Annotated in this window: 12 protein-coding genes; 4 read left to right on the top strand and 8 right to left on the bottom strand. The window is 59.4% G+C overall.

Annotated elements, in window-relative coordinates; genetic code table 11:
• Positions 1 to 38 precede the first annotated feature (38 nt).
• From E4633_RS16605 to E4633_RS20435, 3 genes are all read right to left on the bottom strand, one after another.
• Positions 39 to 1,268 (bottom strand): alpha/beta hydrolase family protein, encoded by a 1,230-nt coding sequence (locus E4633_RS16605; protein WP_162605015.1) that lies wholly within the window; start codon positions 1,266 to 1,268, stop codon positions 39 to 41.
• On the bottom strand, positions 1,265 to 2,155 hold the full coding sequence (locus E4633_RS16610) for a DUF4123 domain-containing protein (protein ID WP_162605016.1): 891 nt from the start codon (positions 2,153 to 2,155) through the stop codon (positions 1,265 to 1,267). The genes E4633_RS16605 and E4633_RS16610 overlap by 4 nt, the downstream gene beginning before the upstream one ends.
• Before the next feature lie 68 nt (positions 2,156 to 2,223).
• Complete coding sequence (locus tag E4633_RS20435) at positions 2,224 to 2,550, bottom strand: hypothetical protein (protein ID WP_162605017.1); 327 nt, start codon at positions 2,548 to 2,550, stop codon at positions 2,224 to 2,226.
• Between the two features lie 159 nt (positions 2,551 to 2,709).
• On the opposite strand from E4633_RS20435, the gene E4633_RS16615 reads away from it, so the two are divergent.
• On the top strand, positions 2,710 to 3,117 hold the full coding sequence (locus tag E4633_RS16615) for a c-type cytochrome (protein ID WP_135871829.1): 408 nt from the start codon (positions 2,710 to 2,712) through the stop codon (positions 3,115 to 3,117).
• 89 nt (positions 3,118 to 3,206) lie between these two features.
• Here E4633_RS16615 and E4633_RS16620 read toward each other — a convergent pair whose 3' ends face one another.
• Entirely contained in the window at positions 3,207 to 3,422 is a 216-nt protein-coding gene (locus E4633_RS16620; RefSeq protein ID WP_135871831.1) for a tetratricopeptide repeat protein, read from the bottom strand.
• A 227-nt stretch (positions 3,423 to 3,649) separates the two neighbouring features.
• On the opposite strand from E4633_RS16620, the gene E4633_RS16625 reads away from it, so the two are divergent.
• A complete protein-coding gene (locus E4633_RS16625; RefSeq protein WP_135871833.1) occupies positions 3,650 to 8,116 on the top strand; it encodes a DEAD/DEAH box helicase in 4,467 nt (1,488 codons plus the stop codon).
• A gap of 2 nt (positions 8,117 to 8,118) precedes the next feature.
• On the opposite strand, the gene modF is transcribed toward E4633_RS16625, so the two are convergent.
• From modF to E4633_RS16645, 4 genes are all read right to left on the bottom strand, one after another.
• Positions 8,119 to 9,576: a molybdate ABC transporter ATP-binding protein ModF gene (modF, locus tag E4633_RS16630; protein ID WP_135871835.1), complete on the bottom strand. Its 1,458-nt coding sequence runs from the start codon at positions 9,574 to 9,576 to the stop codon at positions 8,119 to 8,121.
• A 94-nt stretch (positions 9,577 to 9,670) separates the two neighbouring features.
• Positions 9,671 to 10,843: a cysteine desulfurase NifS gene (gene nifS, locus E4633_RS16635; protein ID WP_135871836.1), complete on the bottom strand. Its 1,173-nt coding sequence runs from the start codon at positions 10,841 to 10,843 to the stop codon at positions 9,671 to 9,673.
• Positions 10,840 to 11,700 carry a Fe-S cluster assembly protein NifU gene (gene nifU / locus E4633_RS16640; RefSeq protein ID WP_135871838.1) on the bottom strand — a complete coding sequence of 287 codons (861 nt, stop codon included), beginning with the start codon at positions 11,698 to 11,700 and terminating at the stop codon, positions 10,840 to 10,842. The genes nifS and nifU overlap by 4 nt, the downstream gene beginning before the upstream one ends.
• A gap of 370 nt (positions 11,701 to 12,070) precedes the next feature.
• Positions 12,071 to 13,492, bottom strand: a complete 1,422-nt coding sequence (locus E4633_RS16645; RefSeq protein ID WP_135871840.1) for a phosphoglucomutase/phosphomannomutase family protein — start codon at positions 13,490 to 13,492, stop codon at positions 12,071 to 12,073.
• Positions 13,493 to 13,729: 237 nt separating this feature from the next.
• Between E4633_RS16645 and E4633_RS16650 the strand changes: the two genes are divergently transcribed.
• Positions 13,730 to 14,023, top strand: coding sequence for a PxxKW family cysteine-rich protein (locus E4633_RS16650; RefSeq protein WP_129127722.1), 294 nt, complete (start codon positions 13,730 to 13,732; stop codon positions 14,021 to 14,023).
• Between the two features lie 86 nt (positions 14,024 to 14,109).
• Positions 14,110 to 14,568: an NUDIX domain-containing protein gene (locus E4633_RS16655; RefSeq protein WP_135871842.1), complete on the top strand. Its 459-nt coding sequence runs from the start codon at positions 14,110 to 14,112 to the stop codon at positions 14,566 to 14,568.
• Positions 14,569 to 15,037: the final 469 nt, after the last annotated feature.

A 15,037-nucleotide genomic window follows, 5' to 3' on the forward strand; every position in this document is an offset into this window, starting at 1 on the left:
TAAAAGAGAAATTCCCATTGCAATAGCAGGCAGGGCTCTCATTGCCTCTCCCTACTGATCGTATTCATGTCATCAGCCTTTTGCTGTTCAAGTCCTGCAATGACATATACTGGGTCATGCAAACCTACTTTTCGTACAGGGTTAATGGCGTTTGAAAGCTTCTCCGCAAGACCAGGCGTTAGTCCCTGAACTGATTTGCCATTCAGCACGTCTTCAGCGTTAGCAATGATAGGGAGCTTATGTATCACACCCGGTGGGCCATAAGTGACAGTACCGGATTCTGACATTGCACGACGCCCTGCGACAACCATAGTGCCCCCAATAGCTGGGGCCGCCAAGGTGACGCCTGCAACAATGACGCGTTGATTTGCCGGATTTTGGATACAATCCAGGATTTCACCGTCAGCAATGTAGTTCGTGACGTATCTTGCAGCAACCTCTCTATTGTATCGTTCACCTACACGTTCCAGCGTAAGTGGATGTACCCCTGCAGGGTCAATCGCATTCACTTTTATGCCGGCAACAAGTCCGGCCGCAATTGCCATTCCACCTCCCATTGAATGACCAGTAACCTCAAGCTTATTGCCCAAGAATCGCTTCAGCTTCCGAGCGGCTGCTATGGCACGAGAATAATGGTCCGTTTCCCCTCCGAAGGCTTGGACCAGATCGGTAATTCCATCTTTTTTCCCTTGCGTGCCACGAAAGGACAACACGTACTGCTCATGATCAAAAACATCAGGTTTTGATTTGTAAAGTTCCGCGTAATAGCCATCTTTATAACCTTCTGGAGAGAATCTGCGATCTAGTTGTGGAAAATCTTCTTGATTCATTCCCATTTGTCTCAATTCCTCCCCCCTGACTCTTACCCACCCATCCGGCGGGTCGCCCTGCCCTACTTTGTAGGTGTCCTCGGCAAGACGGGCGCGCTCGACGGCTACGTTGTTGCGTTCGAAGCGCTCTGTCGCGTGTGCCAAGGCCTCCCGCTTGGGTCCGGCGGGCATGTTCTCCAACCGTTCCCTGCTCGACAAAAGCTTGGCCTTCCGTTCAGCGACGCGCTCTGCCTTCCTGTTCTTCGGACAGGGTTCGATGACCGCCCCGGCCGGCTGCGGATTAATTCTCTTCGCCACGTACGCTTTCGCCTTTCTAGAGACAGTTTCCACCCTTTTTTTTGCCGTCTCTGCCGCGTGCGCGACGAACTCAGCACCGCTTCTGACCGCATCGCCTGCACGGTGCGCAAGTTCCGATAAGATATCGCCTTGCCCGTTCACAGTCCCCTCCCGTCGTCGCCGGTCCCGAGAGATGCTGCCGTCGCATCGATGAAATCCCACAGCCATTCCGCTTTCCTACCGCAGTCCATCTCGTAATCCAGCAAAACTTCCCGCGCGGCGGGGTACGACTCATCGAAGTTCATCCCAAGAATCCAGGCTGCGGCGAGGAAGGCGGCGATATGATTTTCCAGTACCAGTTTGTACCCTGCCGCGCGTTCGGTAAGCTCCATGATCATCCGCTCGAGGGTGGTTCTCGGCACCCTTCTGCTTTCGGGAAAGACCTCGTTCAAATAAAGTCGCATACGCTCCAGGTAGATGCTCATCCCCAGTTGCTGGAGCTGTTCCGGTCGTACGTTCAGCTTCCCTGCTTCACCTTGCGGTCTCAATCTGTTCCGCTCAACCAGCCCATGAAGAGTGTCCAAAGGGGCGCCTTCCCCTAGTGCCACCGTGTGCTGACGAAGCACATCTCCATCGAACCCGAAAATCAAGGCGACGCCAGGTTCCTCGTCTTCCACGATGAAGAATTCCACCTCACCAAAGAAAGCCCTCAGTTCCACCTCGGTACAAGTTGGAAGGTAATTGCGCAGGACGACAGGGTCGTAATAGCGAAAATAAGCCTGCCGGTCCGCGTGCTCGATGAGGATAAGGCTTCTGAAATGCCTGTTCAGCCCATGAAGGTCGCAGCGCGAGACGCCTAAGACACCGCTGCTAAGCCCCCATAGGGACATGACCCAGTCGGTGAAAGGCGCCTCGTGCTCAAGCGCCACGAGATACGGAGCGACTGCCGCCAAGCCCGGCTCCAGCGCTCCCCGTAACAGGCAGTAGCGTTCGGGTTGGTAATGCGCGAGGGTCGCAAGGAGGTCCGGCTGGGCTGCGCCGTCCAGCATGGCGAACGCCCTCGCCCCTTCCGTGCAGAGGAGCAGTCGCTTCAGGGGCCTAATGTCTGCCGCAGATATCACTTTTGCCTGGGTTTGTTGATGATCTCGGGGGGAACGTCTTCGGGAAGGGGCTGCACGGGCCTGCCGCAGCGCTGGCAGCAGTCTTCGCAACCGGTCGTGGTCGCCTCCTCTCGCTCGGTGGGAGGCTTTGTCGGCTGTTTCTGCGCTGCCTTGCACTTCTGGCAGCATTCGCAGGCATTTTCCTGGGTGGGACTGCTTTCGATATCCCTCTGGTCCGGGATGAACTTGCCGTTGGCGCGGTGGACGACCTCATTTCCGGCCGCACAGCAAAGGGACACCTGACATGAAAACGCCAGCACGACCAGCATGACCATTCTCTTCATGGTGGAACCTCCTTTGACCGTGGCAGACGCCATAGATTAGCATTCACCAATAAGTTGTCAAACGGACATCCCGCGTTAAAAAAAGAAGCTCTTGGCACAGCAGGATAAATGTTGTCTGGTATACTCGCCGGATGAAAAAAACCTAACAGGAGGTGTCACATGCAGAGGCGTTTGGTGGTAACCCTGGCAATTCTGGCTATCGCTTCCACCGCAGTAACAGGATGCAAAAAGAAGAGCGAAGAGCAGGTCACGCCGCCGCAAAGCAAGGTAAGCTCAGCGACCTCACCGGCGGCCAAGGAACCCGCTCCTTCAGCGACCGGGCTCACCGGCGAGCAGCTCTTCAAGCAACACTGTGCCGTCTGCCACCCCAACGGCGGCAACACCATCACTCCGGCGAAGCCTCTGGGAGCTAAGGCGATGGCTGAGCGCAGCAAGATCACCAAGCCTGAGGATATCGTGAAGGTGATGCGCACCCCCGGTCCGGGCATGACCAAGTTCGACGAGGGAATGATCTCCAACGACGACGCCAAGAAGATCGGCCAATACATCCTCGCCACCTTCCCCTGATGCACAAAAAAAAGCGGCGGGGTGTTTTCTCCCCGCCGCTAGTCGATAAAAGCCCCTTCCCTTGCGTCCCTCTGTCTACGAATCTGGCGCTACTTCCCTCCCAGCGCCGTAAGCCGCTCCTTAGCCTGCTTTGCGACCGGACTGTCCGGGTGCTTGTCCACGATCTCCTGGTAAAGCTGCTTCGCATGTTCGCGGTTGTTCTGTTTCTCCTCGAACTGCGCGGTGTCGTAAAGCTCCTTGCTTTTATCCCCGGAACACCCGGCTGCCGCCAATACCAGCATAGCCACGAGTAACAGTCTCTTCATACGAACCTCCGTCGGCTCCCACCGGCGAACGCCGCGGGACGCGAAATAATTGGGAAACTGAGGCATCCATTACCATTGGAGGCCCGCAATGTAAATATCTTTCCTCAGTCCCACCGTTTCCATTTACCTATAACAGTCGGCTTGTAGCCCCCCTCACTTGGGACAATAGCACCACAAAAGAGACGCGCTACTTGAAGAGGGCTTCACCTTCGCCTAAAGTCATAGCTATGTCCTCGACCATCCTCAGACACTTTCATCCCTTGGTACAGAAATGGTTCGCCGAGACTCTCGGTCAGCCAACCGACGTCCAGTTGCGGGCCTGGGACGAGATCAGCCAGGAGCGCCACGTCCTGGTGACGGCGCCGACCGGCAGCGGCAAGACCCTTGCCGCGTTTCTCTGGGCGCTGAACCAGCTGATCACCGGGGCCTGGTCCGCCGGGGAAACAAGAGTCATCTACGTGTCACCGCTGAAGGCGCTCAACAACGACGTGCGGCGCAACCTGCTCGCACCGCTCGACCAGTTGCGCCGGGTGTTCGAAAATGAGGGGGAGCCTTTTCCCGCCATCGGCGTCCAGACGAGAAGCGGCGACACTCCGGGCTCGGAGCGTCGCCGCATGCTGCGTCACCCACCCGAGATCCTCATCACCACACCGGAAAGCCTCAACATCCTCCTCACCTCGAAGGGGAGCCGCGCCGCGCTCACCGGTGTTGCCACCGTCATCCTCGACGAGATCCACGCCGTCGCCGGGGACAAGCGCGGCACCCATCTCATCACCGCCGTCGAGCGGCTGACCCTTTTGAGCGGCGAGTTCCAGCGCATCGCCCTTTCAGCGACGGTTCGCCCCCTGGAAACGGTGGCGGACTTCGTGGGCGGTTTCCGTCAGGTGGGAGAGCGCTACCAGCCCCGTCCGGTGGCGCTGGTGCGCGGCGAGCAGGAAAAACGCTTCAGCATCGGAATCAGCGCGCCGAACGCTGCACACAGCCCGGCCGAGGAAGAGTTCTGGCCAGCGCTCGTGGAACGCTTCATCGACATCATCGCCCGGCACCGCTCGACGCTTTTCTTCGCGAACAGCCGCCGGACCACGGAAAGGGTCACCCGGCTCATCAACGAGTTGTCAGGCGAGGAACTCGCCTACTCGCACCACGGCTCATTATCGCGGGAGATCAGGCTCGCCGTGGAGGAGCGGCTGAAAAGAGGCGAGCTTAAGGCGATCGTCGCCACCAACTCCCTTGAACTCGGCATCGACATAGGGCGCCTCGACAGCGTGGTCCTGATCCAGACGCCTCGTTCCATTTCCTCCGCCATCCAGCGCATCGGGCGCTCCGGGCACGGCGTGGGAGAGGTGAGCAGCGGAACGCTCTTTCCCACCTTCGGGATGGATTTTGTCTGCGCCGCGGTCATCGCGCGCGCCATAGCAGACGGCGAGATCGAGGAACTGCATCCGGTCGATGCGCCGCTCGATCTCCTCGCACAGATCGTCCTAGCCATGACCCTGCCGGAGAAGTGGCACCTGGAAGAGCTCTTCGACTTCCTGAAGAGTTGCTACCCGTACCGCAACCTGACCAGACAGCAGTTCGACATAGTCGTCGGCATGCTGGAGGGAAAGTACGCCGACACCCGCGTTCCTGAGCTGCGCCCACGGGTCACCGTGGACCGTATCGAGGAGACCATCGCCGCGCGACCGGAGCTCTCCATGCTGGTCTACCTGGAAGGGGGAACCATCCCCGAGCGCGGCTATTTCGAGCTGCGCCTGAAGGAAAGCGGCGCCAAGATCGGTGAGTTGGACGAGGAGTTCGTCTGGGAGAGAAGGCTCGGCGACACCTTCGCACTGGGGGCACAGGTCTGGCAGATCACCGAGATCACGCACAGCACCGTGCTGGTCGTCCCGGCCCGGAAGTCCCAGCAGATCATACCGTTCTGGCGCGCCGAGGAACTGGACCGCGACTTTTTCCTCTCGGAGAGGATCGCCGGTTTTCTGGAGCAGAGCGAGGAACAGCTCGGGAAACCGGCACTCGCCGCGCGGCTCATGGAACGTCACTACATGGATGCCGGCGCCGCCGAGGCGCTTGAGGGTTATCTCAAGCAGCAAAGGGAAGCGACGCGCGCCCCCCTACCCCACCGACATCACGTGCTGATCGAGCAGTTCCGGGACCGCGTGGGAGGGGCCGAGACGCAGCAGATCATCCTGCACACCCTCTGGGGCAACGCCGTAAACCGCCCCTTCACCTTCGCCCTCACCGCTGCTTTTGAGAGGCGCTACGGCTACCCGCTGCAGGCCTTCTACAATAACGACGGCGTAGCGCTTTTGCTCCCAGACGAACTGGAACAGGCGGAAGGGATCCTGGAACTGGTGACGCCGGAGAACGTCGAGACGCTCCTCAGGGAATCGCTGGAGGCGAGCGGTTACTTCGGGGCGCGCTTTCGCGAGAACGCCGGGCGCGCCCTTCTCCTGTCGCGCAGCAGCTTCAAGAGAAGGATGCCGCTGTGGCTGAACCGGCTCCGCTCCAAGCGGCTTCTCGCCTCGGTGCTCAAGTACCGCGACTTCCCGGTGCTGCTCGAGACCTGGCGTTCCGCCCTAAAGGACGACTTCGACCTGGTGAACCTGAAGCGGCTCCTCGAGGAGATCCAGGACGGCACCATCGCCGTCACGCAGGTCCGCACCGCCAAGGCCTCTCCGTTTGCCCGCGGGCTCATCTGGCAGCAGACCAACAAGTACGTCTACGAGGACGACTCTTTGGGAGGCGGGCGCAGATCGTCGCTTGGGGGCGAGCTGCTCAAGGAGATGGCGCTCTCGCCGCACCTGCGCCCGCGCCTGCCCAGGGAACTGCTCAGGCTCTTCGAGGAAAAACGGCAGCGCACCGCCCAAGGGTATGCCCCGGAATCGGCACGTGAGCTGATCGACTGGGTTAAGGAGCGGCTTTTGATCCCGGAAGAAGAGTGGCCTCTCCTTCTGGAGGCGGTGCGGCGCGAGGGCGGCTCCAACGAGGAATTGCTCCCGCAGTTGGCGGAGCGGATCGTCCTGCTGAGGCCGCCGCGCACGGCAGCCCCGTTCTTTGTCGCACTGGAGATGGTTCCCGAGATCGCGCGGGGGCTTTCCCTTTCGAAACAGGAGGTGGCCTTCGAGCCGCTCGTCGACGATGCGGCGCTTCGAGACCGGCTGCATAAAGCGCTGCGGAAACTCTGGGATAGGGAGCGTTCCAGCGAGGAGGAAGCGGAGGAAGAGGAACCGTGGGCGACAAGGGTGATCGGCCGGTGGTTGAGCTATTACGGACCGGTGCCGGTCGCACGGTTGCAGGCAAGGCTCGGGTTGAGGGAGCAACAGTTGCGCGATGCCCTCGCGACCCTGGAGGAGACGGAAGCCATCATCCTTGATCGGTTCACCGAGGAGAGCATCGAGCCCGAGGTTTGCGACGCGGTGAACCTCGAGGCACTGCTGCGCATGCTGCGCCGATCGCGAAAGCCGGTTTTCGAAGCCCTCGAGGTCGCCCAGCTTCCCCTGTTCCTCGCCCACTTCCAGGGATTAACAGCTACGGGAGATAAGCCGGACGACCTGAGGACCCGGCTGGAGCAGTTGCTCGGCACCCCGCTTGCCGCGCCCACCTGGGAGGAGGAAGTCCTGCCCGCGCGCCTTGCGCCGTATTTCGGGGCCTGGCTCGACAGTCTCATGCAGACGAGCGACCTCCTCTGGTTCGGCTGCGGCGAGCGCAGGCTCTCCTTCGCTTTCCCCGAAGACCTCGATCTCTTTCGCGATGTGGAGGAATACGGGAAGGAGGCGGACATCCCTGCCCGGCTCATCCAAGACCCCATGGGGCGTTACAGCCTCTCCTCGATCTGCTCCATCTCGGGAAGACCGGCTGGCGAGATCAACGGCGAGCTCTGGCAAGGTGCCTGGGGCGGCGAATTGAGCAACGACACCTTCGCCGCGGTGCGCCGTGGCATCCTGAACCGTTTCGAGCTCCCCCACGCGGAGCCGGGACATGCGCGCCAACTGCGGCGCCCGCTCGGAACACGCTGGAGCCGGGTGCAGGAAGGACCCGGCAACTGGTACCTCCTGCCTCGTTCGACCGAGGCGGGAGATGTCCTCGAGCAGGAGGAGCGCAACAAGGACCGCGTCCGCGTGCTGCTGGAGCGCTACGGGATTCTCTTCAGGGAGTTGCTAACGCGGGAAATGCCGCTTTTGCAGTGGGGAAGGCTCTTCAGGACGCTGCGCATCATGGAGATGTCTGGCGAGGTACTCTCCGGGCAGTTCTTCGAGGGGATCCATGGGTTGCAGTTCATTTCGCCGCAGGCCTACCGGCTGCTGCAAAAGGGACTGCCGGGAGACGCGATCTACTGGCTGAACGCCACTGACCCGGCATCGCTTTGCGGCAGCGGCATCGCGGGGCTGCACGAGACGCTCCCCTCCCGCGTTCCCTCCACGCATCTGGTTTACCACGGGCCGCGTCTCGTCCTGGTTTCCAGGCGTTACGGGAAAGAACTGGAGTTTGCAGCGGAACCGGATCATCCGCTTTTGGAGCGCTACTTGTCCTTCTTCACCATCCTGGTAAGTCGGGACTTCAACCCGCTCAAGCGGGTGACCGTGGAGCGGATCAACGGGGACCCGGCGCAATCTTCCCCCTACGCGGACGGGCTAAAGCGCTTCGGCTTCCAGGAGGCCTACGCAGGCCTTGAGTACTGGCGACAATACCCGTAGCGCTATCCGATGGCGGCGGTGTAGCCGCCCCCGGCGGCCGGCACCAGTTCCATGCTGTTGGTGATGCAGGGTATGCGGTCATCGAAGTTATGGTTCACGTAGAGGATCTGCGTATCGCCGGTGCGCCCCAGGTGGTCGATCAGCTTCAGCACCATCTCGCGGTTCACGTCGTCCAGCCCCTGGCACGGCTCGTCCAGGATCAAAAGATCCGGCTGCTTCACCATGGCGCGGGCGAGAAGAACGAGACGCTGCTCGCCGTAGGAGAGATCACGGAAGGCGTGGTCCCTGCGGTGCCCCATGTGCAGGATGTCGAGCCACTCGAGCGCGATCTCCTGCTGGCGCAGCGTGTATTGAGAATACATGCCGATGGAATCGTACATCCCGGAGATGACGGCCACCTTCACCGTCCCGGCCACGCGGTACTCCTGCTGCAGCGAGGTGGAGACGAGACCGATCCGCTTCTTGATGTCCCACACACTTTCCCCGCTCCCCTTTTTACGGCCGAAGAGGCTTATGTCGTTGGCGTAGGCCTGCGGGTTGTCGCCGCTTATGAGGCTCAAAAGGGTGGATTTACCCGAGCCGTTCGGCCCGCTGATCTTCCAGTGCTCCCCTTCCCGCACGGTCCAGGTGACCCCGCGCAGAATCTGCTTCTCCCCGTAGCGCACCGAGACGTTTTTCATGTCGATGAGCGGCTCGCCCGGCACAAGGGGCGGCACGCTGCGCGCCGTGTCGACCTCGGGCAAGACGGCCGGGAGGGTGTAGTGGAAGGCATGGAAGCGGCGCAGCGCCTCCGACGCCAGCATCTCTTCCCTTTCCCCCGACATGAAAATGCGGCACTCCTTTATGTAGGCGATGTGGGTCGTCTCCGCCACGATCTCGCTGAAGCGGTTCAAAAGGAGCACCACCTGGGTGCCGCGCTCGATGCAGCTACTGATCAGCTGTTTGAGCACCGCGCTCGAGTCCCGATCCAGGCCGTCGAAAGGCTCGTCGAGCACCAGTAGCTCTGGATCCTGCAACAGCGCCTTGCAGATGAGGGCCTTGCGCATCTCACCGGTGGAGAGGAACTTGATGCCGCGCTCCAGGATCTTGGTGAAGCCAAGTTCCTGTGCCAGTTCCGCGAGCCTCGCCTCGTCCGCATCGGTGCCGGCGAGAATGAAGCGGTCCACGCGCGTCCCTTCCGTCACGTAGCCCAGGAAATCGGAGTCGTCGTTGTAGCGTTCCACTTCCAGTATCTCGTCGATCTTTTCGAACGAGACGTAGGCGGAGCGGACCGGAACGCGGCTCGTACCGGACAGCACGGGAAGTCCGTTGCAAAGTAGCTTTCCCATCGCCGATTTGCCGGAACCGTTTGCGCCGACCACGGCCCAATGCTGGTCGCGGGCAATCTCGAGCGTTATGTCTTCCAGGAACTTCCCTTCCGTTATCCTGGCTTTTACCTTTTCCAGACGGATCTCAACCAATGATTTCTTCCTTTCGCACGATGAAACAAGGGGTGAGCATTGACATGCTCACCCCTTTTATTTTGCTCCGTCTGTTGTCCTTCGGACCGCGGATTTACTTCTGAACCAGATACTCGCGCCCGAACGGCGACATCTCGCGCAGACGGGAGATGATCGGCGGCAGTTCCTTGATCACCGCGTCGATATCGTCGTCGGTGGTGAACCTGGAAAGCGAGAAGCGGATGGAACCGTGGGCGCAGGTGAAAGGAACGCCCATGGCACGCAGCACGTGGGAGGGCTCAAGGGAGCCGGAGGTGCAGGCGCTGCCGGAGGAGGCACAGATACCCTTATCGGAAAGAAGGAGCAGGATCCCCTCCCCTTCCACGAACTCCATGGCGATGGAGAGGGTGTTGGGGAGACGGTCGGTACCGCCGCCGTTGATACGGGTGTTCGGAATCAGCGCGGTCAGCTCGCGCTCGAGACGATCGCGCAGTTCGCGCACGCGCCCCGCCTCGTCAGCCATGTACTGCTCGGCAAGCTCGCACGCCTTACCCATCGCGATGATGGATGCGGTGTTCTCGGTGCCGGCCCTGCGGCCGCGCTCCTGGTGCCCGCCGACCAGCATCGGGCGGAACGGGGTACCCCGGCGCACGTACAGGACGCCGACGCCTTTCGGGGCGTGCAGCTTGTGCCCGGAAAGGGAGAGCATGTCGATGGCGGACTCCGCCATGTTCAGCGGGATCTTCCCTACCGCCTGCACAGCGTCGGTGTGGAAGATGGCGCCCTTCTTCTTCACGATCCTGGCGGCTTCCTCGATCGGGAAGATGACGCCGGTTTCGTTGTTCGCGTACATGAGGGAGACGATGGCGGTGTCTTCGTCCAGCGCCCTTTCGAGCTCGTTCAGGTCGAGCTGGCCATTGCCGTCGACGTTCAACTCGGTGACGCGGTAGCCGCGCTTCGTGAGGTTGCGGCACTGGGTTAGCACGGCCGGGTGCTCGACGCGGCTCGTGATGATGTGACGCTTCTCCGGGAAGACCTCGAGCGCCGAGCGGATCGCGGCGTTGTCGCTCTCGGTGCCGCATGCGGTGAAAACGATCTCGTCCGGCAGGGCGCCGAGAAGAGAGGCGACGCGGGCACGCGCCTCGTCCACCTTTTTCTGCACCTGTCCGCCGAAGAAGTGCATGGAGCTCGGGTTGCCGTACAGCTCGCAGAAATAGGGACGCATCTCCTCGAAAACGCGCTCGTCCACCTTGGTGGTGGCGTTGTTATCAAGATAGATCTCTCTCATCCCTGTACCTCCTGCACGGTGATGTCGGGGGAAACGAGTTCGCGCAGCTTCTGCTCGACGAATCTTGCGGTGTAACCGGAGGAGGCGCACCCGGCACACGCCTTCCTGAAGGCGACCTGGACGTTGGAGCCGTCGATGTCGATCAACTCGAGGTCGCCGCCGTCAGCCCAAAGCTGCGGACGTACCTCGTTTTCCAGGGTTTCCTGGATGAGCTGCATCTTCCTTAAGTTGGTGAGCTTGGAGGGCTTCTCGGCCGCCACCTTCTTCTCTTCGCCCATCACCTCGGCGATCAGTTCCTTGATCTTCGGGATGCAGCCGCCGCAGGCGCCCCCCGCCTTGGTGAAATGGGTGACCTGCTCGGCGGTGTGCAGCTTGTTGGAGGCGATGACCTTCTTCAGGAAGACGTCGGTCAGCCCGAAGCATTTGCAGACCAGTTCGCCCTCGGTCTCGACGTGGTCATGACCGTGGCCGTGAGCCGGGGCCTCGACGCCGCGGTACTTGGCGATGGCGGCTTCCAGAGCTTCCTGCCCCATGACCGAGCAGTGCATCTTCTCTTCCGGAAGCCCGCCCAAGAAATCGGCGATCTGCTGGTTGGTGATCTCCAGCGCCTCGTCAAGGGTCTTCCCCTTCACCATCTCGGTGAGGGCGGAGGAGGAGGCGATGGCGCTGCCGCAGCCGAAGGTCTGGAATTTCGCGTCGACGATGCGTTCCTTATTTTCGTCCAGCTTTATAAAGAGTTTAAGGGCATCGCCGCAGGCCAGGCTTCCCACCTCGCCGACCGCATCAGCATCCGTTATCTCGCCCACGTTCCTGGGGTTGAGGAAATGTTCTTTTACTTTATCGGTGTAGTCCCACATAGACCCTCCCTTCTAATTAGTCCCGTCATCATAGCGCAAAGCTCGTGGAAAGAACAACCCCTAAACGACCCCGAAACAACAGCAAAGTGGTCAGGTACTTTTTTTATCCAGAGTTTACGGCAGGAATTGCAATTCCCGCTCCCCATGCGGCAGCGGCGGGAAAGAAACCAATCACGAAGCGGTAAGTGGGGGAATGTGCGAAGGAAGTTGTACCACGATCGTGAACGGGTATCGTCGTTGCTTTCGAGGCCCTGCCTGCGATGCAGTCTGCTGCCGCGCAAAAAAGCGGCAACTGAAAAAGGGAACGCAGAGCGCCCGGGAAAGAACGGTTCCCTTTTGGCGTCTGCGTCCCTTGTGCGATGAGGTTTTCCTATTTGCCCAGGATGAATGCCCGGCCTGCTTCCACGAGCGCCTGGAGACGATCTTCGCTGGAGGCCTCGCAGTAAAGACGCACCACCGGCTCGGTGCCCGACTTCCGGAACAAAAGCCAGCTGCCGTCTTCGAGAAGGAACTTGTTCCCGTCCACGGTGATCTTTTCCCGCACCGCCTCTCCGGCGAAGCTCGCCGGAGTGGCTGCGATGGTCTGCGGGAAAGACTCCTCCAGTTCGGGGGAGAGCGTGATGTTCACCCGCTTGGTGAGATAGCGCCCAACCTTGCTGTAGAGCCGCTCCAAAAGCGCCTTGACCGGCATCCCCTCGTGCGCAACCATCTCCGCTACCAGCAAGCAGGCCAGAATGCCGTCCTTCTCGGGCACGTGCCCCTTGATGGACAAACCGGCGCTTTCCTCGCCGCCGATGATAATTTTCCCCTGGCTGATCAGTTCGCCGACGAACTTGAAGCCGACGGGCGTTTCGTACACCTTGATGCCGTGCATCTTCGCCACGGCGTCGACGAGATGGGAGGTGGCGACCGAGCGACCGACCCCGCCGGTCATCCCCTTCACCCGGACCAGGTAATCCAGAAGAAGGGCGATGATGTAGTTCGGTTCGATGAAGCTCCCGTCTCCGTCGACGATGCCGAAGCGGTCCGCGTCGCCGTCGGTTGCGATGCCGAGAGAAATTTCCGGGTCCTGCTGCACAAGTTTTATGAAATCGTGGATATACTTCTCGCTGGGCTCGGGGGGAAAGCCGCCGAAATACGGATCGCGGTTCGCATTCATCTGAACCACCTTCACGCCGTGCGCCTTGAGCGGTTCGGCGAGGTAGCCGCGCGCCGTGCCGTAGAGCGGGTTGACCGCGACGGTGCCGAGTTTGGCGATGGCGGCGAAGTCGACCTTCTTGGCGAGATCGGCAAGGTAGTCCTGCATCGGGTCGATCTCCTCAAGGAGTCCCTTCCGGGCCGCCTCGTCAAGAGGACACTCGTTGTAGCAGATCTCGCCGGACATCTCGTTGGCGCGGCGCTCGATGTCGTTGGTGGTTTCGGGAAGTGCGGGGCCGCCCCAGGAGGGAGAAAACTTGATGCCGTTATACTCCGGAGGATTATGGCTTGCGGTAAAGTTGATGGCGCCGGCGGCGCCCCTTCTCAGGATCTCGAACGAGATGACCGGGGTGGGAGTATCGCGGACACACAAAAAGGTGGGGATACCGGCGCCGGTCAAGACGCGTGCGGACTCCTTTGCGAACGCTTCCCCCATGAACCTTGAATCGTAGCCGACGATGATGCCTTTATTCGCTTCGCCGGTACTCTTAACGTGATCGGCAATGGCCTGGGTCACTACCTTAACATTCTCAAAGATGAAGTCCTCACACATGATGCCGCGCCAGCCGGAAGTGCCGAAAGTGATTCGCTGCATAAACCCTCCAGGACAATTGATAGTAAGGCCACCTGCTGTGGCAAAACGTCCAGTATCGAATTGTATAACACATCGAAAACAGGAGCGCCAAGCGACCCGATAGAATAATTACTAGAGATTAATTCAATGCGGTAGGAGAGTCAAGTTTTCGGGAAAAAAGTGGGTTGACATTTTTCTTTCGAAATTGGTAGAGTGTCTTTTATCAACGATTACGAAGCAATTGAGGAGGCTTAAAACATGCAATGTCAAACCGTACTTCCTGGTGCCGAGTGCACTTTCTGGGGTAAACAGGGTTGTGTATTTACCGAAGGTTCCTGCCAGCTTATCGTAGAGAACTGCGAAGGTTGCGACAGGGTAGTCGATGGCTCCATCGGGAAGGTTTGCAGCGCATACCCGGCCCCCGAGAAGAAGTGGGTCGGCGGTATCTGCAACTTCGCTACCCACGTCAAGGTCGAGATCAAGACCGACGACGCCAAGATCAACCCGCTCAAAGCTTCCAAGAAAGCTGCGGGCGCCAAGAAGAAGAAGTAGTACCCAGAACAATCTGCTGTACCATAAAAGGGAGGACCGAAACGTCCTCCCTTTTTTTGTATCAACTATTGAACTGGAGGCTAGTGATGCCTTTTGACTTCCTCGCCTGCCCCGCGTGCGGTGCCAAGGTCAAACAGTACCGGAACCCTCTGCCGACCGTGGACGTGATCGTAGAACTCCCCGAAGGGGTCGTGCTCATCGAGCGCAAGAACGAGCCCTTGGGTTGGGCCATCCCGGGCGGGTTTGTCGACTACGGCGAAACGCTGGAGCATGCGGCCGTGCGGGAGATGCAGGAAGAGATCGGCCTCGAGCTGGAAGAAGAACAGTTGCGGCTGCTGGGATGCTACTCGGACCCGGCCCGCGATAAGCGCAGCCACAACATCTCGACCGTGTACGTAGCCACGGCCACCGGCACCCCCAACGCGGGCGACGATGCGGCAGCATTCGGCATCTTCCCCATCGACGCACTCCCCGAACCACTCTGTTTCGACCACGCACGGATTCTTTCAGACTATCGCAGTAAAAAAGCGGCAGGAGAGTTATAGAAGCGCTGGTTTAAAACGAACGAGCCCGACGTGCGTTTGAAATCAAAAAAGTGAATTTCAAATGACAGAATTTTTTTTCAACTCGTTAAGACGCGGTTTGAAATTTCAAAACGGAAATTCAAATCGATGGACGCGCGTTTAAACTTCAAAAAATAAAATTCAAACGGCGGAAATTTTTTTCAACTCGCCAAGACGCGGTTTGAAACTCCAAAAAAAAAATTCAACACGAGGGCCGCACGTTTGAACTTCAAAAAATAAAATTCAAACGGCAGAAAATTTTTTCAACTCGCCAAGAGACGGTTTGAAACTCCAAAAAAAAAATTCAACACGAGGGCCGCTCGTTTGAACTTCAAAAAATAAAATTCAAACGGCGGAAAATTTTTTCAACGCATCAAGACGCGGTGAGAAACTTCAAAAACGAAAATCAACACGAGGGCCGCACGTTTGAAATCCGGAAATTTTTTTTCAA

It is taken from the genome of Geomonas terrae, from assembly GCF_004791675.1.
GTDB lineage: Bacteria > Desulfobacterota > Desulfuromonadia > Geobacterales > Geobacteraceae > Geomonas > Geomonas edaphica.